The organism is Sphingobium sp. MK2, assembly GCF_040170545.1.
In the GTDB taxonomy this organism is placed as follows: domain Bacteria; phylum Pseudomonadota; class Alphaproteobacteria; order Sphingomonadales; family Sphingomonadaceae; genus Sphingobium.
Map to the genome: position 1 here is coordinate 1 of NZ_JAZDXA010000005.1, position 21,348 is coordinate 21,348.

At 61.5% G+C, this 21,348-nt stretch carries 19 protein-coding genes and 1 tRNA gene; 9 read left to right on the forward strand and 11 right to left on the reverse strand.

What is annotated here, in order from left to right; translation table 11 throughout:
- Positions 1-73 precede the first annotated feature (73 nt).
- Together ahcY and V2I08_RS03305 are read right to left on the reverse strand one after the other, a co-directional pair.
- On the reverse strand, positions 74-1,492 hold the full coding sequence (gene ahcY, locus V2I08_RS03300) for an adenosylhomocysteinase (RefSeq protein ID WP_349633903.1): 1,419 nt from the start codon (positions 1,490-1,492) through the stop codon (positions 74-76).
- Positions 1,493-1,632: 140 nt separating this feature from the next.
- Positions 1,633-2,193 carry a YqgE/AlgH family protein gene (locus V2I08_RS03305; protein ID WP_349633904.1) on the reverse strand — a complete coding sequence of 187 codons (561 nt, stop codon included), beginning with the start codon at positions 2,191-2,193 and terminating at the stop codon, positions 1,633-1,635.
- A gap of 120 nt (positions 2,194-2,313) precedes the next feature.
- Here V2I08_RS03305 and V2I08_RS03310 point away from each other — a divergent pair, with 120 nt between their 5' ends.
- Positions 2,314-2,796 carry a peroxiredoxin gene (locus V2I08_RS03310; protein ID WP_349633905.1) on the forward strand — a complete coding sequence of 161 codons (483 nt, stop codon included), beginning with the start codon at positions 2,314-2,316 and terminating at the stop codon, positions 2,794-2,796.
- Positions 2,797-2,883: 87 nt separating this feature from the next.
- Complete coding sequence (locus tag V2I08_RS03315; RefSeq protein ID WP_349633906.1) at positions 2,884-4,338, forward strand: AMP nucleosidase; 1,455 nt, start codon at positions 2,884-2,886, stop codon at positions 4,336-4,338.
- Between the two features lie 15 nt (positions 4,339-4,353).
- Here V2I08_RS03315 and V2I08_RS03320 read toward each other — a convergent pair whose 3' ends face one another.
- From V2I08_RS03320 to V2I08_RS03340, 5 genes are read right to left on the reverse strand one after another with little or no spacing between them, the layout of a single operon-like run.
- Positions 4,354-5,505, reverse strand: coding sequence for a GGDEF domain-containing protein (locus V2I08_RS03320; protein WP_349633907.1), 1,152 nt, complete (start codon positions 5,503-5,505; stop codon positions 4,354-4,356).
- A 32-nt stretch (positions 5,506-5,537) separates the two neighbouring features.
- Positions 5,538-7,415: a M2 family metallopeptidase gene (locus V2I08_RS03325; RefSeq protein ID WP_349633908.1), complete on the reverse strand. Its 1,878-nt coding sequence runs from the start codon at positions 7,413-7,415 to the stop codon at positions 5,538-5,540.
- A 55-nt stretch (positions 7,416-7,470) separates the two neighbouring features.
- On the reverse strand, positions 7,471-8,232 hold the full coding sequence (locus V2I08_RS03330) for an alpha/beta fold hydrolase (RefSeq protein WP_349633909.1): 762 nt from the start codon (positions 8,230-8,232) through the stop codon (positions 7,471-7,473).
- A gap of 39 nt (positions 8,233-8,271) precedes the next feature.
- Positions 8,272-8,910 carry a DUF2238 domain-containing protein gene (locus V2I08_RS03335; RefSeq protein ID WP_349633910.1) on the reverse strand — a complete coding sequence of 213 codons (639 nt, stop codon included), beginning with the start codon at positions 8,908-8,910 and terminating at the stop codon, positions 8,272-8,274.
- A 7-nt stretch (positions 8,911-8,917) separates the two neighbouring features.
- Entirely contained in the window at positions 8,918-9,943 is a 1,026-nt protein-coding gene (locus tag V2I08_RS03340; protein WP_349633911.1) for an aspartate-semialdehyde dehydrogenase, read from the reverse strand.
- Positions 9,944-10,105: 162 nt separating this feature from the next.
- On the opposite strand from V2I08_RS03340, the gene V2I08_RS03345 reads away from it, so the two are divergent.
- Positions 10,106-10,816 carry a methyltransferase domain-containing protein gene (locus V2I08_RS03345; protein ID WP_349633912.1) on the forward strand — a complete coding sequence of 237 codons (711 nt, stop codon included), beginning with the start codon at positions 10,106-10,108 and terminating at the stop codon, positions 10,814-10,816.
- Positions 10,817-10,822: 6 nt separating this feature from the next.
- Here V2I08_RS03345 and V2I08_RS03350 read toward each other — a convergent pair whose 3' ends face one another.
- From V2I08_RS03350 to V2I08_RS03360, 3 genes are all read right to left on the reverse strand, one after another.
- Positions 10,823-12,643: a putative 2OG-Fe(II) oxygenase gene (locus tag V2I08_RS03350; protein WP_349633913.1), complete on the reverse strand. Its 1,821-nt coding sequence runs from the start codon at positions 12,641-12,643 to the stop codon at positions 10,823-10,825.
- 8 nt (positions 12,644-12,651) lie between these two features.
- Positions 12,652-14,871 carry a S9 family peptidase gene (locus tag V2I08_RS03355; protein WP_349633914.1) on the reverse strand — a complete coding sequence of 740 codons (2,220 nt, stop codon included), beginning with the start codon at positions 14,869-14,871 and terminating at the stop codon, positions 12,652-12,654.
- Positions 14,872-14,986: 115 nt separating this feature from the next.
- Positions 14,987-15,061, reverse strand: a tRNA-Val gene (locus tag V2I08_RS03360).
- Between the two features lie 139 nt (positions 15,062-15,200).
- Between V2I08_RS03360 and V2I08_RS03365 the strand changes: the two genes are divergently transcribed.
- Both V2I08_RS03365 and V2I08_RS03370 read left to right on the forward strand, forming a co-directional pair.
- Positions 15,201-15,326, forward strand: coding sequence for an entericidin A/B family lipoprotein (locus V2I08_RS03365; RefSeq protein ID WP_310223947.1), 126 nt, complete (start codon positions 15,201-15,203; stop codon positions 15,324-15,326).
- 165 nt (positions 15,327-15,491) lie between these two features.
- Positions 15,492-16,109: a YceI family protein gene (locus tag V2I08_RS03370; protein ID WP_310223905.1), complete on the forward strand. Its 618-nt coding sequence runs from the start codon at positions 15,492-15,494 to the stop codon at positions 16,107-16,109.
- 36 nt (positions 16,110-16,145) lie between these two features.
- Here the strand turns inward: V2I08_RS03370 and V2I08_RS03375 are convergent, their stop codons facing one another.
- The gene (locus tag V2I08_RS03375) at positions 16,146-17,726 is read right to left on the reverse strand and encodes a M28 family metallopeptidase (protein ID WP_349633915.1); all 1,581 of its coding nucleotides are present in this window, start codon (positions 17,724-17,726) and stop codon (positions 16,146-16,148) included.
- 118 nt (positions 17,727-17,844) lie between these two features.
- On the opposite strand from V2I08_RS03375, the gene V2I08_RS03380 reads away from it, so the two are divergent.
- The 4 genes from V2I08_RS03380 to V2I08_RS03395 form a co-directional block, all read left to right on the forward strand.
- Positions 17,845-18,591, forward strand: coding sequence for a head GIN domain-containing protein (locus V2I08_RS03380; RefSeq protein ID WP_349633916.1), 747 nt, complete (start codon positions 17,845-17,847; stop codon positions 18,589-18,591).
- The gene (locus V2I08_RS03385) at positions 18,543-19,265 is read left to right on the forward strand and encodes a GIN domain-containing protein (RefSeq protein ID WP_349633917.1); all 723 of its coding nucleotides are present in this window, start codon (positions 18,543-18,545) and stop codon (positions 19,263-19,265) included. The genes V2I08_RS03380 and V2I08_RS03385 overlap by 49 nt, the downstream gene beginning before the upstream one ends.
- Before the next feature lie 86 nt (positions 19,266-19,351).
- Entirely contained in the window at positions 19,352-21,139 is a 1,788-nt protein-coding gene (locus tag V2I08_RS03390) for a cation:proton antiporter (protein ID WP_349633918.1), read from the forward strand.
- Between the two features lie 54 nt (positions 21,140-21,193).
- The coding region (locus tag V2I08_RS03395) for a transposase (RefSeq protein ID WP_349633919.1) at positions 21,194-21,348 on the forward strand (155 nt) is incomplete at its 3' end.

The following is a 21,348-nucleotide window of genomic DNA, read 5'->3' on the forward strand; positions in this document are numbered from 1 at the left end:
TATCGATAGGGTGACACCCCTCCGTCTGGCCTATGGCCAGCCACCTCCCCTGCAAGGGGAGGATCACCAATTATCAGTAGCGGTAGTGGTCGGGCTTGAACGGCCCTTCGACCGGCACGCCGATATAGTCGGCCTGGCGCTGGCTCAGCTTGGTGAGCTTCACGCCCAGCTTTTCCAGATGCAGTTCGGCGACCTTTTCGTCCAGATGCTTGGGCAGGACATAGACGTCGTTGCCATATTGCTCGCTCTTGGTCCAAAGCTCGATCTGCGCCAGCGTCTGATTGGTGAAGCTGGCCGACATCACGAAGCTCGGATGGCCGGTGGCGTTGCCCAGGTTAACGAGGCGACCCTTCGACAGGACGATGATCTTCTTGCCATCGGGGAATTCGACTTCGTCGACCTGCGGCTTGATCTCGGTCCACTTCATATTGGCGAGGCCCGCAATCTCGATCTCGCTGTCGAAATGGCCGATGTTGGACACGATCGCCATATTCTTCATGGCGCGCATATGATCGACGGTCAGCACGGCTTCGTTGCCCGTCGCGGTGACGAAGATGTCGGCGCGGGGCGCTGCTTCTTCCATCGTCACGACTTCATAGCCTTCCATCGCAGCCTGCAACGCGCAGATCGGATCGACTTCGGTCACCAGCACGCGCGCGCCGCCATTGCGGAGCGAAGCGGCCGAGCCCTTGCCGACATCGCCGAAGCCCGCGACGCAGGCGACCTTGCCAGCCAGCATGACGTCGGTGCCGCGACGGATCGCATCGACCAGCGATTCCTTGCAGCCATAGAGATTGTCGAACTTCGATTTGGTGACGCTGTCGTTCACGTTGATCGCGGGGAAAGGCAGCTTGCCCTTCTTGGCCAGCTCATAGAGACGATGGACGCCGGTGGTGGTTTCTTCCGACACGCCCTTGATGCTGGCGACGGTCTTGGTCAACCAGCCCGGACGCTCGGCCAGGACGCGCTTGAGCACAGCGCAGAAGATTTCCTCTTCCTCGTTCGACGGCGTGAACAATTCTTCACCGGCCTCGACCCGCGCGCCCCACAACGCGAACATGGTGGCGTCGCCGCCATCGTCCAGGATCATGTTGCAAACGCCGGACTCATGATTGTGCCAGTCGAAGATGCGCTCGACATAGTCCCAATATTCCTGGAGCGTTTCGCCCTTGATGGCGAATACGGGCACGCCCGACGCGGCGATTGCGGCAGCGGCATGGTCCTGCGTCGAATAGATGTTGCAAGTCGCCCAGCGCACTTCCGCGCCCAGCGCGGTCAGCGTTTCGATCAGCACGGCGGTCTGGATCGTCATGTGCAGCGAACCAGTGATGCGCGCGCCTTTCAACGGCTGCGACGCGCCGAATTCCTCGCGCAGCGCCATCAGGCCCGGCATTTCGGTTTCGGCAATATCCATTTCCTTGCGGCCAAAGGCAGCGAGGCCGATATCGGCAATCACATAATCCTGCGCCTTGGCGGCGGGTACGGTGGCCACGAGCATATCTCCGTCAGTCAAATAAAGGCTGGCACCGCTGACATGAGCCGGGCGGCGACGATGGGCCGGGCTTTACCAAGCGGCGGGCCTGATGGCAATGCAATATAAAGATGTCTTTATGTGCCTATCGCCTGTGGCACTCAAGCGGACCCGGCGCCGCTCACCAGATGCGACGAATCGATGCCCATCGCCGCGAAGATAGCCGACCATTTGCGGCGTGCGGGCGTTTCGAACAGCATATCCGTGTCCCCCGGCGCCAGGAACCAGCTTTCGCCGGTCATCTCCTGTTCCAACTGGCCTGCGCCCCATCCGGCATAGCCCAGCGCCACGAGATAGCGGCTCGGCCCCCGCCCTTCCCCGATCGCCTTCAAGATATCGAGCGAACCAGACAGGCCCCAGCGGTCATCGACCTGCACCATGTCCTGTCCTGCCCAGTCGAGCGAATGCAGCACGAAGCCCCGCCGCGGCTCAACCGGGCCGCCGCGCAGCACGGGCCTGTCCGGCACGCCGCTGCCGTCGATATCGAAACTTTCGAGCAGGTCGCGCAGCCGCACCTCCTCCATTTCCTCGCCCACGGCGATGCCCAGCGCGCCATGTTCGTCATGCACGCACAGCGCGATCACCGAATGATCGAAGCGCATGTCGTCCATGCCGGGAAGCGCGAGCAGGAAATGCCCGCCATAGAAGCGTGACTGGTCCATCGCCCGACTATAGCCGGACGCACGGCATTGCCAAGGACGGCTTGCATGACGCTCTGTCCCCTTGACAGTCGGACCGCCAAGCCCGACCTCCCGCCCGACACAAGGCCAGGAGATATGATCATGACCATTGCCACAGGCGAGCGCCTGCCCAGCACGACCTTTACCAAGATGACGCAAAACGGCCCCGAAGCCGTGGCTTCGGACGAGTTTTTCGCTGGCCGCACCGTCGCCATCTTCTCAGTGCCGGGCGCCTTCACCCCGACCTGTTCGGCCAAGCATTTGCCCGGCTTCGTTGAAAAGGCTGACGCGCTCAAAGCCAAGGGCGTGGATGAAATCGCCTGCACCGCTGTCAACGATGTGTTCGTCATGGGTGCCTGGGGCAAGTCTGCCGGTGCCGACGACAAGGTGACGATGCTGGCCGACGGCAATGGCGATTTCGCCAAGGCAGTCGGCCTGACCATGGACGGCAGCAAGTTCGGACTCGGCACGCGCGGCCAGCGCTTCTCGATGATCGTCAAGGACGGCGTCGTCGCCGAACTCAACGTCGAGGAACCAGGCGACTATAAGGTTTCCTCGGCCGACCATATGTTGGGCCAGCTCTGATCACTGTGAAGGCGCGCTGGACAACCAGCGCGCCTTTGTTGCAGCAAGCGTCTTCCTTCCGTCACGCAAAGGCGGTAACAGGGGGCGATGACACAGAGCATCGGCAAGGCGACGGTCGCGCAACTCGACCATATCTATCAGACGTCCATCGAAAATCTGCGTGAGGCCATGCGCGCCTACGCCCGCGACGGCAGCGTGCCTGCGGCCACCGCGCGCAGCGAAAGGCTTTTCTGCTATCCCGAACTGCGGATAATCTATCATGGCGAAAGCGACATGCCGCCGCCCGGCCGATCGTTCGCGCGCCTGTCGAAGCCCGGCCGCTATGTGACCACCATCACCCGCCCGGCGATGTTCGCCGACTATCTGGCCGAACAGATTGACCTTTTGGTCCGCGACTATGGCGTCGAGGTGGAAACGGGTCTCAGCACCCAGCAAATCCCCTTCCCCTATGTGCTGGACGGGCTGGACATCAGCGCACTCGATGGCACGCCGCCGACCGAATTGGCGCGGCATTTTCCGGCGACCGAGCTGGCCGAGATCGGCGACGAAATCGCCGATGGGCTGTTCATTCCCAATGCCGATGGCGACCGGCCCTTGGCGCTGTTCGACGGGCTGCGCACCGATTTTTCGCTGGCGCGGCTAAAACATTATACCGGCACGCCCGCAGAGGATGTGCAGCGCTATATCCTGTTCACCAACTATCATCGTTATGTCGATGAATTCGTGGCCTGGGCCTGCGCCGAGCTAAAGCGCGAGGGCAGCCGCTTCACCGCCCTGTCGGGGGCAGGCGGCGTCTATGTCACGTCCGAAACCGCCGACCCTGCGCGGATGATCGCCGACAGCGCCTGGCGCCGGCACCAGATGCCCGCCTATCACCTTATCGCGCCTGATCGCAGCGGCATCACCCTCGTCAATATCGGCGTCGGCCCGGCCAATGCCAAGACGATCTGCGATCATCTCGCGGTGGTGCGCCCCGAAGCCTGGCTGATGATCGGCCATTGCGGCGGCCTGCGCCCCAGCCAGCGGATTGGCGACTATGTACTGGCCCACGCCTATCTGCGCGACGACAAGGTGCTGGACGCCATGCTGCCGCCCGAAATCCCTGTCCCGGCCATCGCCGAAGTGCAGGTCGCCATGGCGAGCGCGGCCGAAGCGGTGCTGGGCGGTGGCGACAAGGAGGATTTCCGCCGTCGCCTGCGCACCGGCACCGTCGTCACCACCGACGACCGGAATTGGGAATTGCGCTATTCCAGCTCGGCGCTGCGATTCAGCCTGTCGCGAGCGGTGGGTATCGACATGGAATCGGCGACGATCGCGGCGCAGGGCTATCGTTTCCGCGTCCCCTACGGCACGCTGCTCTGCGTGTCCGACAAGCCGATCCACGGCGAACTCAAGCTGCCGGGACAGGCCAACCGCTTCTATGAAGAGGCAATTGCGGGCCATTTGCGTGTCGGGCTGATGACTTGCGAATTGCTGCGCGAGGAAGGGGCCAAACTACACAGTCGCAAGCTGCGCGCCTTCAACGAACCGCCCTTCCGCTGATCAGGTGGCCGCAGATCAGGCTGCCGCACGCCAGATGGCGACGCGGTTCTTGCCCTCTTTCTTGGCATCGTAAAGCGCCTTGTCCGCGCGCGCGACCATATCCTCCAGGCTGTCATCCGTGGCAATCATTTCGGCAACGCCAAAGCTCGCCCGCAAGGCGGTTTGGGGGGCATATGGCAGGACAAGGAAGCCTATTTCAGCCCTCACGCGCTCCATGACATCCGCAGCGGCGGCGGCATCGGTATCGATCAGCACTAGCCCAAACTCATCTCCACCCATGCGGGCTACAATATCGCCGCGACGCACCGCACTGGCGAGCAGTCGGGCAAAGCCACAGAGCGCTGCGTCGCCCGCAATATGGCCATGGCCATCATTGAGGGCCTTGAACCCATCCAGATCGCAGATCACCAGCGCCAACGGGCGTTGATGCCGGTTGGCATGGGCCATTGCGCGCGCCGCCGCCTCATCCAGGCCGCGCCGGTTCAGGACATTGGTAAGAGGATCGTGCCGCATCTGCTTGCGCAGTTGATGGGCAAGGTCGCCAGCGACGACCATCACTGCCGCGACGCCAAGGCCGACATAGATGGATGGCAGTCCCAATCCCAGCAGGGCGCGATACAGCGCCAACCCTTGACCCGGTGCTCGCCCCAGATCCATGGCGGCGCTGACGACCAACCCGACCTCGAATAGCGCGAGCATCAGGCTCATGCAGAAAAAGGCCATCTCCGGGGCGCTGAACCGGCGGTTGCGAGGCCACAAGGCCGCTGCGGCCCACAGCATCAGCACAGCGACATAGGACGGCACGACCATGCCCTGCAGCGACCGATCGCCTATCAGCGATACATAAATGCCTCCGCCGCTGACCAGCGCGCCAAGCACGATCAATCTGCGCCAAGGCACGGGCCGACCCGATCGCTGCCGCACACCGACCAGCATCAATGTACTACTGATGACGATGCAACAGGCTGTCAGCGCCATCAGCCCGCCGCTGTTAAGGGCGATACCGCCGCCATTCGCCAACCATTGGACCATCGCGGCCGCATAGGATAGCGCCCAACTCAACACATGCCGCTGTCGGCCAAAATGCAGCCACGCCACCCCCATCGCCAGTGCCATGATGACACTGGTGAAGAACAGCAGGGCAATGATGATGATCGCCGGGTTCATGGGGGGCGGCCCTTAAAGACTTTACACTGAATTTACCAGCCGCAAGACTTACCTTTATTCTGTGCGATCAGCCATTTTTGCAGTGGTGCGAAATAGGCTGTCATCGCTTTCCCCGAAATATTTCGGCTTCCGGTAAAGGTTTGCAAGGCATCGGGCCAGGGTTTGGACGCACCCATTTCCAGCATGGCGTTGAGCGTCGCCCCGACATCTTTGTTGCCATAGAAGGAACAACGATGGAGCGGCCCCTTCCAGCCTGCTTGCTTGCACGCTGCTTCGTAGAACTGGAATTGCAGAATACGCGCCAGGAAGTAGCGCGTATAGGGCGTGTTGCCGGGGATGTGATATTTTCCGCCGGGATCGAACTTCGTCTCGTCCCGCGGTGCGGGCGGGACGATGCCCTGATATTGCAGGCGCAGATCGGTCCAGCCCTTCTGCATCTGATTCTGCGGGATAGACCCGTCGAACACGCCCCAGCGCCATTTGTCGATCAGTAGGCCGAAAGGCAGGAACGCGACCTTGTCCATCGCCTGTCGCAGCAACAGCCCCAGATCCTTGTCCGCGCCGGGCACCTTGGCGGCATCGAGCAGGCCAATCTTCACCAGATAATCGGGCGTGATCGACAGCGCCACGAAATCGCCGATCGCTTCATGGAAGCCGTCATTGGCCCCGTCCAGATAGAGATAGGGATGCTTGTTATAGGCGCGTTGATAATAATTATGCCCCAGTTCGTGATGGATGGTCACGAAATCGTCGCTGTTGATCTTGGTACACATTTTGACGCGCAGGTCGTCCTTATTGTCCAGATCCCAGGCGGACGCATGGCACACGACTTCCCGGTCGAGCGGCTTGATGAACTGGGTGCGGTCCCAGAAGGTCGCGGGCAGCGGCTCCAGCCCTAGCGACGAATAGAAGCCCTCGCCGATCTTGAACATCTGCTTTTCCCAATAACCGCGCCGCTGCTTTTCCGGCGTATCGGGGCCATCCACCTGATCGGGCCGGGTTTCGACAAAGCCCTTGGCCTTGAGCAGGTCGCCTACATCGAAACCCAGGTCGCCAGCGCCCGACGGGGCCACCACATCATAGATATTGCCCCATTCCTGCGCCCACATATTGCCAAGCAGGTCAGCGCGGATCGGGCCGGTCGCGGGCTGCACCTCTGCCCCATATGTCTCGTTCAGCTTGGTGCGGGTGTAGCAATGCAATTCGTCATAAAGCGGCTTCACCTCCGCCCAGATCTTGTCGGTCAGCTTGGCGAAGTCGTCCGCAGGCATGTCATATTTCGACCGCCACATCGCGCCGGTGTCGGCAAAGCCCAGTTCCTTGGCCCCGGCATTGGCAATATCGACCAGCTTGGCATAATCGCCGCGCATCGGCGCGCCGACATTATCGTGCCAGCTCAGCCACATTTCCTTGAGTTCCTGCGGATTGCGGCTGGAGCCCATCTTCTCTTCGATATCGCTACCGTTGATCGGCTGACCGTTCAGCGTGCCCTTGCCTTTGCCATAGGTGGATTGCAGCCGGGTCGAGAGGTCGTTCAACTGTTGGGATGCGCCCGGCGTCGTCGGGGCAGGCAAAGTGAGTGCGGTGCGCAGCAGGTCGAGCCGCCGCTTGGTTTCCACCGACAGGCCCGACGCGGTCGCGTATTTCGCCGCCTCCAGCGCGTAATCGACCGTCATGGTGGTGCCGATCGCACCGAAATAGGCGGCGACAGCGTCACTGTCGTCGCTGATATAGGTGGAATTGATCCAGGCGGCCCGGCTCGAAATCAGCGAATGGTCGAACATCGCCTTTTCCGCCTTGGCGAGGAAAGCGTCGGCCTCGGCGGCCGTCGGCGCAGGCACCTGCTGCGCCATGGCGGGCGATATCATAAGAGCGGCCGCAAGTGCAGCGACCGAGACGGCGATTTTCATGGGAAGTCCCCTCATTAGGCTTATGAGGGGAGAGTGACCTGACCGTGATACGCCGTCAAGCGGTCAGGAAATCGACCATCGTCTGCCCCATCTCCTTGCGGGTGACTGCATTCATATGGTTGCCGGGAATCTCGGCATAGCTGCCATGGGGCAAAATATCGGCCAGTTCCTGCGCCACGCCATTATCCTGATCGTCCGCGCCGCAGATGACCTTGGTCGGCTGCGTGATACTGGCAATGACGGCTTCGGGCGTATCGACGAATGTGTTGAGGATATGAAGCAGGGCCACCGGATCGCCCTTGGTCGTCTTGAGGAAGGCTTCGGTCATCCATTGCGACGTGCCGCGTTCGAACGTGCCGAGGTTGGTAAGCACATTCTGATAATAGCCGCCATTGTCGAGCGATTGCACCAGCCCGCGCAACCCCATACCCGCCAGAATCACCCGGCGCGGGGTCGCGCCGCGCGCCAGCATCCGCACCGTGGTCCGCGCACCGAGCGAATAGCCGCCCAGATCATAATCGGTCAGCCCCATTTGTTCGATCAGCGCCAAACCGTCATCGGTCAGCGCATCGGGTGGATAGGCGGCGGCATCATGCGGCTTGCCGCTTTCCCCATGCCCGCGCAGGTCGGGCATGATCAGGCGGAAGCCCGCCGCCGCCAGCTTGGCAGCATGGCCATAGCGAATCCAGTTGGTGTAAGCGTTGGAGAAATAGCCATGGATCAACACCATATCCCGCCCTTTGCCGGCAACATGCACCGCGATCGGCAGGCCGTCGAAACCCTTTATATCATGGCGTTCGATGGGAAGGTCGGTCATGGCATGGTCCTTTGGCTAGGGCAGTTTGCCGATATGGCGTCAGTCACGGCGGCGCAAGAGTGGGATCAAAGCGAGGGCGCTGCCGACTTGTGCGGCCGCCATATCCTTCTGCGCATCCCACACGTCGCCTTGCTGGCCGTTATAATAATCCGCCGTCTCGCCCGCGGCGATGAGGGTAAGCAACCACTCGAAAATCTCGTAGAGAGCACTGCCCAGCGCGATGAACGCGAAAGCAAAAACAAGGCTCCATCCGCTGCCAAGGCCGCCGAATTTACGGGCGATCTCCACCATCGGTAGGGTCAGCAAAGCGCCAAAGGCGAAATGAACCAGCCGGTCATATCCGTTGCGGGTCGTGCCTAGGAGGGACGAGATGTCATGTCCGACAACCGCCCGCGCCCAGTCGTCATAAGGCACATAGGAATAGATCCAGCGCGCGCCCAGTGTATGCAGCAACAGGAAGATAAAGACGCAGGCAATCACTGCGGTAGACAGCGGCCAGCGCCGCAACAGCCACGGTGCAGCGAAAAGCAGCGCAACCGTCGGCCCATGCTGGAGCGGCGCGAGATCAGGATAGGGCTGTGCGATATTGGCCAGGCAGACCGCCACGGCCAGAGCGATGATCATCCGGCGCTGCGCGACTGGAACGGCCTTCCAGGCAGCGACAGCGCCGGTAATCATCAGGCTATCAGCCCTTTTTGAGGTGGCGACGGCCCAGCAGTTCGGCGATCTGCACTGCGTTCAGCGCCGCGCCCTTGCGCAGATTATCGCTGACGCACCACAGGTTGATGCCATTGTCGACGGTCGAATCCTCGCGCACGCGGCTGATGAAGGTCGCGAAATCGCCGACGCATTCGATGGGCGTGATGTAGCCGCCATCCTCGCGCTTATCGACCAGCATGATGCCGGGCGCCTCGCGCAATATGTCCTGCGCTTCCTTGGCCGAAATCTCGTTCTCGAACTCGATGTTGATAGCTTCGCTGTGGCCGACAAACACGGGAACGCGCACGCAGGTCGCGGTCAGCTTGATCTTGGGATCGAGGATCTTCTTGGTTTCCGCCACCATCTTCCATTCTTCCTTGGTCGAACCATCGTCCAGGAAAACGTCGATATGCGGGATCACGTTGAAGGCGATCTGCTTGGTAAACTTTTTGGCCTCGGCCGGATCGCCGACGAAGATGTTGCGGCTCTGTTCGAACAGTTCGTCCATGCCCGCCTTGCCCGCGCCCGACACCGATTGATAGGTCGCGACGACGACGCGCTTGATCTTGGCAAAGTCATGCAGCGGCTTCAACGCCACGACCATTTGCGCGGTCGAGCAGTTGGGGTTGGCGATGATGTTCTTCTTCTTATAGCCGTCGATCGCATCGGGGTTCACTTCCGGCACGATCAAGGGAACGTCCGGGTCCATGCGATAAAGCGAGCTGTTGTCGATCACGACGCAACCGGCCGCGGCCGCCTTGGGCGCATATTGCGCCGTCGGACCGCTGCCCGCGGCAAAGAGGGCGATGTCCCAGCCGGTAAAGTCGAAATGCTCGATACTCTGGCATTTGATGGTCTTGCCACTGTCGCCGAAATCGATGGTCAGCCCCTGCGAACGTGAGGAAGCGACGGCCGCGATCTCGTCAATCGGGAACTCGCGCTCGGCGAGAATGGTCAGCATTTCGCGGCCCACATTGCCGGTGGCACCTACGACGACGACCCTGTAACCCATGACTAGACTCTCCACTCCAAAGCAAATCTTGCGGAGTGCGCGCCATAGCGATACTGGGCCATTTGTCCAGAAAGAAGGGCTTGTCGATCAGATAGCGCGCGTCCTATCGCGTGCGCCGGAACAGCCCCTACTCCAACATCCTCCTGAATCGGAACGTAACTGATGCAGTCAGAGCTGCTGCCCCCCCTGCCCGACCGCTGGTTTCACAGCTTCGCCTTCGCCGACGGCAGCCGCGCCGATGGCATCAAGCCGCTAGCATCGCTGCAGGAAGAAGCCGATCAGATCTTCATCGCGCCGCTTGCGGGTAAGCGCGTGCTTGATATCGGAGCCTGGGATGGTTTCTTCTCTTTTCAGGCCGAGCAACGCGGCGCGGCGGAGGTTCTGGCGACCGACCATTTCTGCTGGTCGGGCCAGGGCTGGGGCGACAAGCGCGGCTTCGATCATGCCCATGCCCGTTTCGGGTCCAAGGTGCGCTCGCTTGATCTCGACGTATCGGAGCATAATGTAGAGGAACTAGGCCAGTTCGACATGGTGCTGTTGCTGGGCGTCCTCTACCATGTGCCCGACCCCTATCGCACGCTGGAGGCCGCCGCCGCCATGAGCCGCGATCATCTGGTGGTCGAAACGGTAACGGCGCTGCGTCATGAGCCTGTGCCCGCAATGCGGCTGTTCACCGAACTGGAACTGGACGGCGATCCCACCAATTTCTGGGCACCCAACATTCTAGCTCTGCAGGAAATGTGCCGCCGCTTCGGCTATAGCCGCTTTCAGGTGCTGCCAGAAGCGCTCGATAATGAGGGCTGGCGCAAATGGGCCATGCCGCTCCGCCGCAAGGAGCGTTATCGCCGGGCGATTTTTCACGCCTGGCGATAGGGGATTTCAGGCAGGCAAGGCATCAAAGGCGACGGTGATCCGCGATTGCGATCCCGAAAAAGGTGCCGTCCCATGCCATAGATAGGAGGGGAAAAGTACGAGCCGACCGACCTGCGGCTGTAGCACCCGGCGGGGCAACAATGCGTTCAGGTTCAGGGCCTCGTCGGGTACGCCGAACAGGATCGCGCCCGCGTTGGGATGCTGGTCCGTCGGTAGAATATCAGGCACGGCGACATAGAAAGCCGAGCTAATCCAACCTTGAGGATGAATGTGCTGAACATGGTGGCCGCTCTCGCGGAGGCGGACGGACCATGATCCAGAAAATCGGATGTCGCCAGTACGCCGACTCAGAAATGGATGACCGGCCTCAACGGGCAATTCTGCCAATACGGATTGTACGCATCGACGTAATTGCTGCTTGAGTGCCATAATAACGGGGCAACTGCGCCGATCGAACAAATCCCCGCGTGTCTGCGTCCCGCCGCGCAACGTTTGATCGGCAGGATGGGCAGTCGTCACATGCAAGCGCTCAAGTGATTCGCGCAAATCTGCCAGAAAGGTCGATTGATCGCTCCACCCGTCGGGTGTGCCAATATCGCGCTCACATATATAGTGATCATAGTCCGCCAACCAATGCTCACGCTCATCCCCAAGCAGCCGCCATATGACCGTCAGCAGCGCCCAGCCCGTCTGGTCCAATGGCGCATATTGGGTAGCGAGCAGCGCGTGGCCTAGGGCCTGCTTGGGGTCGCCCTGCGCTAGGAGCAATTGGGCCAGATTGGCTTGCAGGCCCACACGCACCGGGTCGAGCACGGCAAGGCTTTGGCCCACATCAATTGCTTCCTTTTGCCGTCCGGCCAGACCCAATGCGCGGATGCGGGCAACGCCTAACTGATTGGGATCACTGAGTAGCGGCTGCGCTCGATCTATAAACGCCAAGGCGCGCTCATGATCCTGAATGTCGATGGCAACGCGAATGGCTGCCATCAGAAGTGGGAGATGTTGTGGCCGCTGTTCGATCGCCTGGTCCAAAGAGTCGAACGTTTCGCTCCCCCGTCCGATCTGTGGCAACAGCCTGGCCAGCGTATCCTGGGCATCAATATGATCAGGGAAACGGCGTAGCACAGCGCGATACTGGACTACTGCTTCATCGACACGCCCCTGTTCGGCCAAAATGTGCGCACGCAAAGTGAGCGTCTGGGCGATGTCCAATCCGCCTCCGATTGCGCGTTCCACAACTTCGAGCGCGCCTGCACGATCATCAGCGGCACGCAAAGCAGTAGCGAGATTATAGCATGTTCGAACGTCCGACGGGGTTCGCAAGAGCAAGGCCCGATACGCTTCTGCAGCCGCGTCAGGCCGACCTTGCGCCTGCTCCAACATAGCCCGCACATGAAGGATGCGATTATCCTGCGGGGCTATCCGTGCCACTTGCCCTAGCGCTTTTTCTGCAATTGCAAACCGCGCCTGGTCCGTCGCTACGATTGCCAGATTGATCCAACCTTCCGCATAATGGGGCTGCAGCGCCGTTGCTCGCTGCAGCGCTGTTATGGCTGCGGCGCCTTCCTTCATGTCATGCAGGTGGTTACCATAGGCATTCCAAAGCTGTGCATGGGTCGCTGCCCCTTTCAACGCAACTTCGAACGCCAGGCGTGCTCCGGCCATGTCGCCTTGGGCGCGGCGCGCGGACGCGAATATATACAGCGCATCGGGATGATTACGTAGCTGAACGTCCATCGCCCGTAGCATTTGTTCGGCGACAGCGGCCCGCCCGGATTGCAACGCCTCCAGGGCCTGTTGAAGGCGCATGACATCTTCCGGGTGCAAAGTGCCTGTCATGGCGCAGGCGCAACCCTGCGGCGGGTCAGGAAGTCCTCGATCGTGCGCCACAGATGCACGCTGATGCCCGGCCCGCCGACGCGATGGGTCTGGCCGGGATAGGCCATCATCTCGAACGGCACAGCCCCGCCCTGCATCTTCGCCATCAGTGCGGTGGCATTGTCGAACACGACATTATCGTCGGACATGCCGTGGATCAGCAGCAGCGGATCGAAAATCTTAACCGAATCCTCGACTGCGCCCGACGCGGGATAAGCGCTGGGTGTATCCTGCGGCTGGCCCAGATAGCGTTCGGTATAATGGGTGTCATACAGTTCCCATTTCGTCACCGGCGCACCAGCCACAGCCGCCGCGAACACGCCCGGCGCTTTTTCCAGCAGCTTCAGCGACATATAGCCGCCATAGGACCAGCCATAGGTCGCGATCCGCGTTGGATCGACAAAAGGTTGCGCCTTGAGCCAGTCTACGCCGGTCAACTGGTCCTCGACCTCCACCGTGCCCATCGCGCGATAGAGATGGTCCTCGAACGCCTTGCCGCGATCGGGCGTCCCGCGATTGTCGATCGCAAAGACGATCCAGCCCCGGTCGACCAGATATTGGTTGAGCGCGCCGCTCCAACTGTTGGTCACCTGACGCCCGCCGCCGGGGCCGCCATAATGGATCATGAACACCGGATAGCGTTTCCCCTGCTCGATCGGCGGGGTCATGATCTTGGTATAGAGCGTCGTGCCGTCCGCCGCCTTCACCGTGCCGAATGTCGTCTTCACATGGCTGGCGACATAGGGCGCATAAGGATGGCTGCCCGTCAGCGCATTTTCCGACAACCATTGCAACTGCTTGCCTTTATTGTCAGCCAGATAGACCTGTTTTGGCTGGTCGCTATTCTGACGGCTGACGACGATCCGGCTGGCCTTGCCGTCCATCACCGCATCGTTCCACCAGCCACTGCGCGTCAAGGCCCGCGCCGCGCCGGTCTTTTTCAGCGGCGCGACATAAAGCTGCTGCTCCAGCGGCGTTTCGCGATTGCCGGTGAAATAGACGAGGGCTTTGCCCTCATCCACGCCCACCACGTCGCGCACGTCCCACTTGCCGCTGGTCAGCGCCGTCCATTTACCTTCATGCACATGATACAGATGCCCATGGCCGGTCTTTTCCGACCACCACAGGAAACTCCCGTCGGCCAGTGGCCGGAAATTGTTGGAGAGGTTGACCCAACTTTTCGCCGTTTCCGTAAGGATCACCCGGCCCTTGCCGGTCGCGGGATCGACCGCCAGCAGATCGAGCCGCTTCTGGTCGCGGCTTTCGCGCTGGACATAGAGGGTGCGGCCATCCTTCGACCAGTTGACCCGCGCCAGATAGATGTCGCGATCCGGGCCGAGATCGACCTGCACCTGGCCCGATCCATCCGGCTTCATCACATAAAGGTCGACAAGCGCATTGGGCGTGCCTGCCGCCGGATAGCGTTGCTGATAAACCTTGGTCCCCTCCCCGCCGATCGCGGTGCGGGTGACGATGCCGACCGGGCCTTCATCGACCCGCGCCACCGCGATCATCGCCTCGTCGGGCGACCACCAATAGCCCGTGCGCCGGTCCATTTCCTCCTGCGCGACGAACTCGGCCACGCCCCAGTTGACCGTATCGCTCGCGCCCTGCGTGATCTGCCGTTCCGCGCCGCCGATCGGCTGCACGAACAGGTTGCCGCCGCGCACGAAGGATACGAAGCGCCCCTTGGGACTGACCACGCCGTTCAGCTCGCCATCGGGCGTGTCGGTCAAGCGTGTCACCTGGCCATCCAGCGCAGCGAGATAGAGGTCGCCATCGACGGGCACGAGGATGGTCTTGCCATCGGACGACCAGTCATAGCTGGTGATGCCGGTGCTGCCCGCGACGCTGCGATCCCGCTCGCGCTGCATCTTTTCCGCTTCGCTCAGCGCCGCGCCGCTGCCGGTCTTCTTCGAATCGACCAGCATCCGCTCCGCGCCGGTGGCGGTGTCGATCGCCCACAGGTCGAGCCGCTCCTTCTCGTCCGCGCGCGGCTTGAGCAAGGTTACCAGCTTTCCATCGGGCGACAATGTAAGCGCGCGCGGTTGTGGCCCGGCAAGATCGGGGCTCGCGAACACCCGTTCCAGCGTCAGCTTTTCCTGCGCCTGCACGCCAACAGCGGAACTCACCAACAACGCGCCAAGCGCGGCACCGGCTTTCAGATAAGAGGGCATCGACATCCTTTCGGGCTCGACGCGCGCACGCGCCGGATCAGGACGGCAGGATTAAAGCCGCGTATCAAAAGATCAATGCCGGGAAATAATCTGTCCTGTCATAGCGTCAAAGCCATGGTGGGCGCGGCAGGGATTGAACCTGCGACCCCACCCGTGTGAAGGGTGTGCTCTACCACTGAGCTACGCGCCCCCTGCAAGGAGGAAGCGGCCATTGGCATTGAAGGCCGCTGCTGTCAAGCGGACGCGGGCGATGACCTGCGCAATAGCTCTTCCCGCCGCCGATGCCTGGCGATAGAGGAGGATGACGGTAAAATTGGAGTGATGACATGATGCGCCCGGCACTGTGCCTGTTGATGAGCGGATTTCTCCTGGTGCTTTCAGCCTGCAATACGGTGCAGGGCGTCGGCCGCGATATCGAGTCGGTCGGCCGCGCGGGCAAGGACGCCATGCGTTGATTTAATGGTCATCGCTATGGTGCCGCATGAACAGCCTATGGCCATCACCGTCCGTCGGCAAGACATGGTTATGTCGAACGGACCGTTTCCTGTTACGACTCTGGAACTTGTTATGACCGCGACCTATTGTGGTGGCGTCCCTTGATCGTTTCTGGAGTCTTCCCCATGAAGAAATATCTCATTCCCGCCGCCGCCCTCGTCGCCATTGCCGGTGGCAGCATGGTCATTGCGCAAGCCCCCACGGGCGTACCAGGCGCGAAGGATGTCGCGAAGGTCAGCGGTGGCAGCTACAAGGTCGATGGTGGCCATACCCAGGTCGTCTTTGCCTATGATCATATGGGCTTCACAAATAATGTCGGCATCTTTGCCGAACCGACCGGCACGCTGACCCTCGACAAGGCGAACCCATCCGCCTCTACCGTCAGCATCGAAATCCCGATCGCCAACCTCAAGACCGGCGTGACCAAGCTGGACGAGCATCTGCTCAAGGCCGACTTCTTCGATGTCGCCAAATTCCCGACCGCCAAATTTGTGTCCACCAGCGTCAAGGCAGAGGGCACCGGCGCAACCATCACTGGCAACCTCACGATCAAGGATATCACCAAGCCGGTAACGTTGGATGCCGAATTTTACGGCGCGGGTGCCAACCCGATGAACAAGCAGGAAAATGTCGGCTTCGTCGCCACCGGATCAATCAAGCGCAGCGACTTTGGCCTTGGCTATGCCGTGCCCGTAGTCGGCGATGCGGTCGAACTCAAGATCATCGCCGGTTTCCAGAAGTAAAGTCTATCGCTGGGGGGAGGTCATCCCCCCGGCACCCTATTTCGCGAACCGCTTGAAGAAGCTATTCTCATTCCAGGTCGGCCGCTCCGCCGCGTTCGCCACCTGCAACGTCACGGCCGTCACATAGGCGTTCAGCTTCGCCGTTTCGGCGGGCATCACCGGCTGGTTCAGATCGTCGAAGGGCGAATGATAGAGGTTCGCGCGCCAGGCTTTCTCCGTTTCGGCTTCGGGCGTGCCCGCTTTGAAGCCATATTTGAAGAAGAGCGCGGGAATGCCTTCACGGATGAAGGCATATTGATCGGAACGGATGAAGACGTTGCGGTCCGGGAAAGGATCGGGCGTGATCGGCAGATTCATCGCGGCGCTCACCGCCTGCGCCACGCCCCCCAGCGAGCTTTGGTCATATCCGACCGGCGTCACACTGGTCAGCGGGAAGATCGGCAGCGCCATATCGAAATTGAGGTTCGCGACGATGCTCTTCTGCGGCACGGTCGGTCGCCGCGCGAAATAGCGTGATCCAAGCAGGCCTTTCTCCTCCGCCGTGACCATAGCAAAGAGGATCGAGCGTTTGGGCTTCACCTTGCTGGCCTTGAGCGCTTTGGCGATTTCCAGCAGGCTGGCCACGCCCGACGCATTATCGAACGCGCCATTATAGATGGCGTCGCCCTTCATCGGCGTACCAATGCCATAGCCGTCGAGATGCGCGGACATAACGACATATTCATTGCGCAATTTCGGGTCGCTGCCGGGCAGGATAGCGATCAGATTAGGCGACGAAAGGTCGCGCCGGGTAGCGGCAACCTGTGCCTTGAGCCGCACGGCAAGCGGAAAGGAGGCGACCGGCGCGGACGCATCGGCGGCGGCGGCAATGGCGGCAAAATCCTGCCCCGATCCGGCGAAAAGGGCTGCCGACTTGGCGGGATCAAGCTGCGCGCCCAGAAACGGCATGCGCGTTTCGCGGAGCGCCGCATCGCGATAATAGAGAGCGGGTGCCCCAGCCAGGGCGATGCGTCGCGTCCAGGGTATCTCCACCTGCTTCGGCGTGACCAGCATGATCATGCCGACCGCCCCCTGCGCCGCGAGCCATTGCGCGCGCTCTGACCGGGCATGGGATTTGAGCGCCCCCGAAATCGTCGTCGGCCCGCCCGACAGGACGACCACGATCTTGCCTTTAAGGTCCAGCCCGGCAAAATCGTCATGGCCGACTTCGGGCAGATGCAGGCCATAGCCCGCGAACACCATCGGCGCATCAATGCTTTCCGGAACCGGGCCGCCGCCGCCGGAGAAGATAAGGTCGCCCGGCACCGCCAGCGGCACGTCCCCCTGTGGCCCGACCAGCGCCGCGCTGCTGCGGTCGGACTGGATTCGCTGCTCAACGAAATCGACCGGCTGCTTGTAGCCATCCACCCCTGCGGGCTTGAGGCCCAGCGCCTTGAACTGGCCGATGACATAGTCCGCGGCGCGGTCATAACCCGGTGTGCCGGTCCCTCGCCCCTCCATCGCATCGTCGGCCAATATCTGCACATGCGCCCACCAGGCCGCCCCATCCTCCTGCGCCAGCACCGGCGCGGACAACGCCAGCGAAAGAAGCGGGAGGGCGGATACAAGCGCACGCATGATGGAAACTCCAAGACGGTTGGGGCCTATCTTGCCCTAACTGCTTATACGAACAAGGGGGGGTGGAACCGCTAGCGTTAATGTGTATTATTAAAGCAATACAGTAATGGAGATTGCAATGTCCCGCGCCTTCCGCCTCTGCACTGTCCTGCTTATTGGTCTTGCACCCGCCATGACCGCCTGCTCCGCCGATCCGTCTGCCGCTGAGGAATCCGCGCGAACGAGCGCGCAGCAATGGGCAGCGCTTAAGGATTTTGCGGCAATAGATGCGACAGGGCCAGACGATGTGTCAGTGACGATCGGTACGCCCTTTAACGTTCGCGCGGAGGGCGAAGCCGCAGCGGTCGCTGACCTCGACATTGCGGTCAAGGGCGACAAGCTGGTCATCGGCCGCAAGTCCAAAGGCATCTGGAATTGGGGCCGTAAGGACAGAAGCAAGAGTGTGAAAATTTTCGTCACTATGCCCGCTATCTCTTCTGTCGCGCTGACGGGCGCGGGCGATTTCTCCATCGACCGGGTCGAGGGCGAGGCGTTGAAACTGTCCCTAACGGGCGCGGGGGATTTTCGTGCTGACAATATCAATGTCGGCCGTTTGACGGCTGACATGACCGGAGCCGGATCGATCAAGGTCGCTGGCATGGCCGAGAGCGCGAAGCTGTCGACCACAGGTGCCGGCGACATAGACGGTAAAGACCTGAAGGTCGGAGCCGCCGATATCGAAACATTGGGCGCGGGGGATATCGACATTGCGTCGGACGGCCGGGTGGCTATCAAGATCACGGGCGCGGGGGATGTAAGAGTGAAAGGCAAGGCGCAATGCACGATCAACAGTATGGGACCGGGCGAAGCGCGCTGCGCACCCTGACGCTGGCTCTACTGTTGATCGCACCGCCCGCACAGGCGGCGACGCGCGGCTTCACCATAACCAGCTTCGATGCGATCCGTGCGGATGCGCCCGTCACTGTCGTCATAACGACCGGCAGCGGCGCGTCGGCACGGGCGGAGGGCGATCAAGCGGCACTTGATCGATTAAAGGTCGATGTTTCGGGCCGATTGCTCATCGTCACCATGGCGCGTCCCCGGTCGGGCGAACGGAGCGGCGGTTCGGCAACCTTGCGGCTATCCACCGGCATGGTCGAACGGATCATGTTGACCGGCGGCGGGTCCGTAACAGTCGACCGGATGAAAGGATTGCAGGGGCAGATCATGTTGGGCGGCAATGGCGATGTGCACGTTACGGACGTGGCACTGGATCGCCTCGACGCCGCCTTGTCGGGTGGTGGCCGGATGACACTGGCCGGTCGCGCAGGGGTCGCCAATATCCGCGTCAATGGTCCAGGCGAGGTCGCGGCAGGAGGGCTGCGGGCGCGACAGGCAGGCATCTCCAATGATGGGCCGGGCAGCGTTACCTTGACTGGCGAGGTAAGCGCCAGGATCGTCGCCACGGGATCAGGCGATGTTGCAGTGAACGGCAAGCCCGCCTGTACGATCGACAATCGCGGCACGGGCAGAATATCCTGCGGTGGTGAGACCTATTGAGCCTGGAAACGGGTGACGTCGCGCCGCATCGAGATTTTTCAACCAAATGACTGGATATTGCGCTGACTTGGCGCAATGGTAGGCACATGATCGGTGCAATAAATCCCCACAGTTTTAGCGACTCCCTCGTCATTCTCGGCGCGGCAGGGTTGGTCATTCCCGGCTTTTCCCGCTTTCGCATCAGTCCGGTCATCGGCTTCATTCTCGTCGGGCTGGCGGTAGGACCGTCCGGCCTTGGCGCGCTCGTCGGGCAATATCCCTGGCTCTATCATGTGACGATCTCGAATCAGGAGGCGATTGAGCCGTTCGCCGAGTTGGGCGTCATATTGCTGCTGTTTTCGATCGGACTGGAACTGAGTTTCCGCCGATTATGGACCATGCGAACACAGGTTTTCGGCGTCGGTGCTGCGGAACTGATCTTGAGCGCGATGCTCATCGCGGCCGGCCTGTATCTGCTTGGGCAGCCGACGGCAGGTGCGATCGGACTGGGCCTTGCCCTCGCCCTTTCGTCCACGGCAGTCGTTCTGCCCATGGTCGGCACGCAGAGCGCGGTCGGTCGCGCGGCCTTTTCAATGCTCTTGTTCGAAGATCTGGCCCTGGTCCCGATCATCTTCATGCTAGGTGCCCTGGCCCCTTCCGTCGCCGCCAGTCCTGACGGGGCATGGGCTGCGATGGGCGGTACGTTGCTGCGCGGTGGCATTACCATCGCTTTCATGCTGGTGATGGGCCGCTTTCTTCTGCCCCATGTGTTCAGTCAGGCCGCAAGGACCAAAAGCCCCGAAGTCTTCCTCGCCGCCAGCCTGTTGGTCGTCATCGTATCCAGCCTTGCCACCTCTATTGCGGGCCTGTCGCCGATCGTCGGCGCGCTGCTCGCCGGTTTGCTGATCGCCGAAACCGATTATCATGGCGAGGTCGAAGTGATGACCGCGCCGTTCAAGGGGCTGGCGCTCGGCGTGTTTCTCATCACTGTGGGGATGAGCCTCGATCTGCGGGTCATTCTCGCAAACTGGCAAAGCTTGCTATTAGCGGTGGTGGGCGTTGTCTTTGCCAAGACGTTGGTGACATCCGCGCTCCTCTATTTCTCCGGCGCGCGCAAAGGCACGGCACTGGAAGTCGGCGTCTTGATGTCCAGCCCGTCGGAAACCACTTTGATCGTGCTGTCCACTGCGGCGGCGGCGCAACTGATCCTGCCGTCCACCGCCGCCTTCTGGCAGATCGTGACCGCCATCGGCCTGACGATCACGCCTCTGCTGGCGCGGATCGGCCATGACGTTGCCCGGCGACTGGAAATGGCGCTTGGCGAGGATCGCGTCGATGCGACCGAGGAACATGCCGAAGCGGCCGCGGTCGTCATCGGCTTCGGTCGGGTCGGGCGCATGGTGTGCGATTTGCTCAAGATCCATAAGCAGCGCTTCATCGTCGTGGAATCCGACCCCGATGTTGTCGCCGACGCACGGCGCGCGGGCTATCCCATATTGTTCGGCGATGTGTCGCGGGTTGAGATGCTGGACAAGCTGCGACTGGGCCATGCCCGTGCGCTGATCCTGACCATGGACGACCCAGTGCTGTCCGTGCGCGTGACCCAGCGGGTGCGGGGCTGGGTGCCCGACCTGCCGATCATCGCCCGCGCCCGCGATACCGACCATGCCGCGCAGCTTTATCGCGTCGGCGCCAGCGATGCGGTCCCGGAAACATTGGAAAGTTCGCTGCAACTGGCCGAAACCGCGCTGGTCGATCTGGGCGTCGCCATGGGGCCCGTCATTGCCTCCATTCACCAGACCCGCGAGGATTTGCGTATCGGCATCAAGGAAGCCGCTCAGATGGCGACCCCGCCCAGGCTGCGGCGGCTTCGGCAGGACGAAGAGGCGGCTTAAGGTTTGTGGGGATTTAGGATTCCCATTTATCCGCAGATGTGATTCCCCCTTGTGATGGAACGCTTTGTATTGATCGACGCCCAGTGGGCGAAGCTTGAGCCTCACTGCCTGGGCAAGCCGTCGGACCCGGGACGCAGCGGGAGAGATAACCGGCTGTTCCTAGAGGCGGTGCTGTGGATTGTCCGCACGGGCAGTCCGTGGCGCGATCT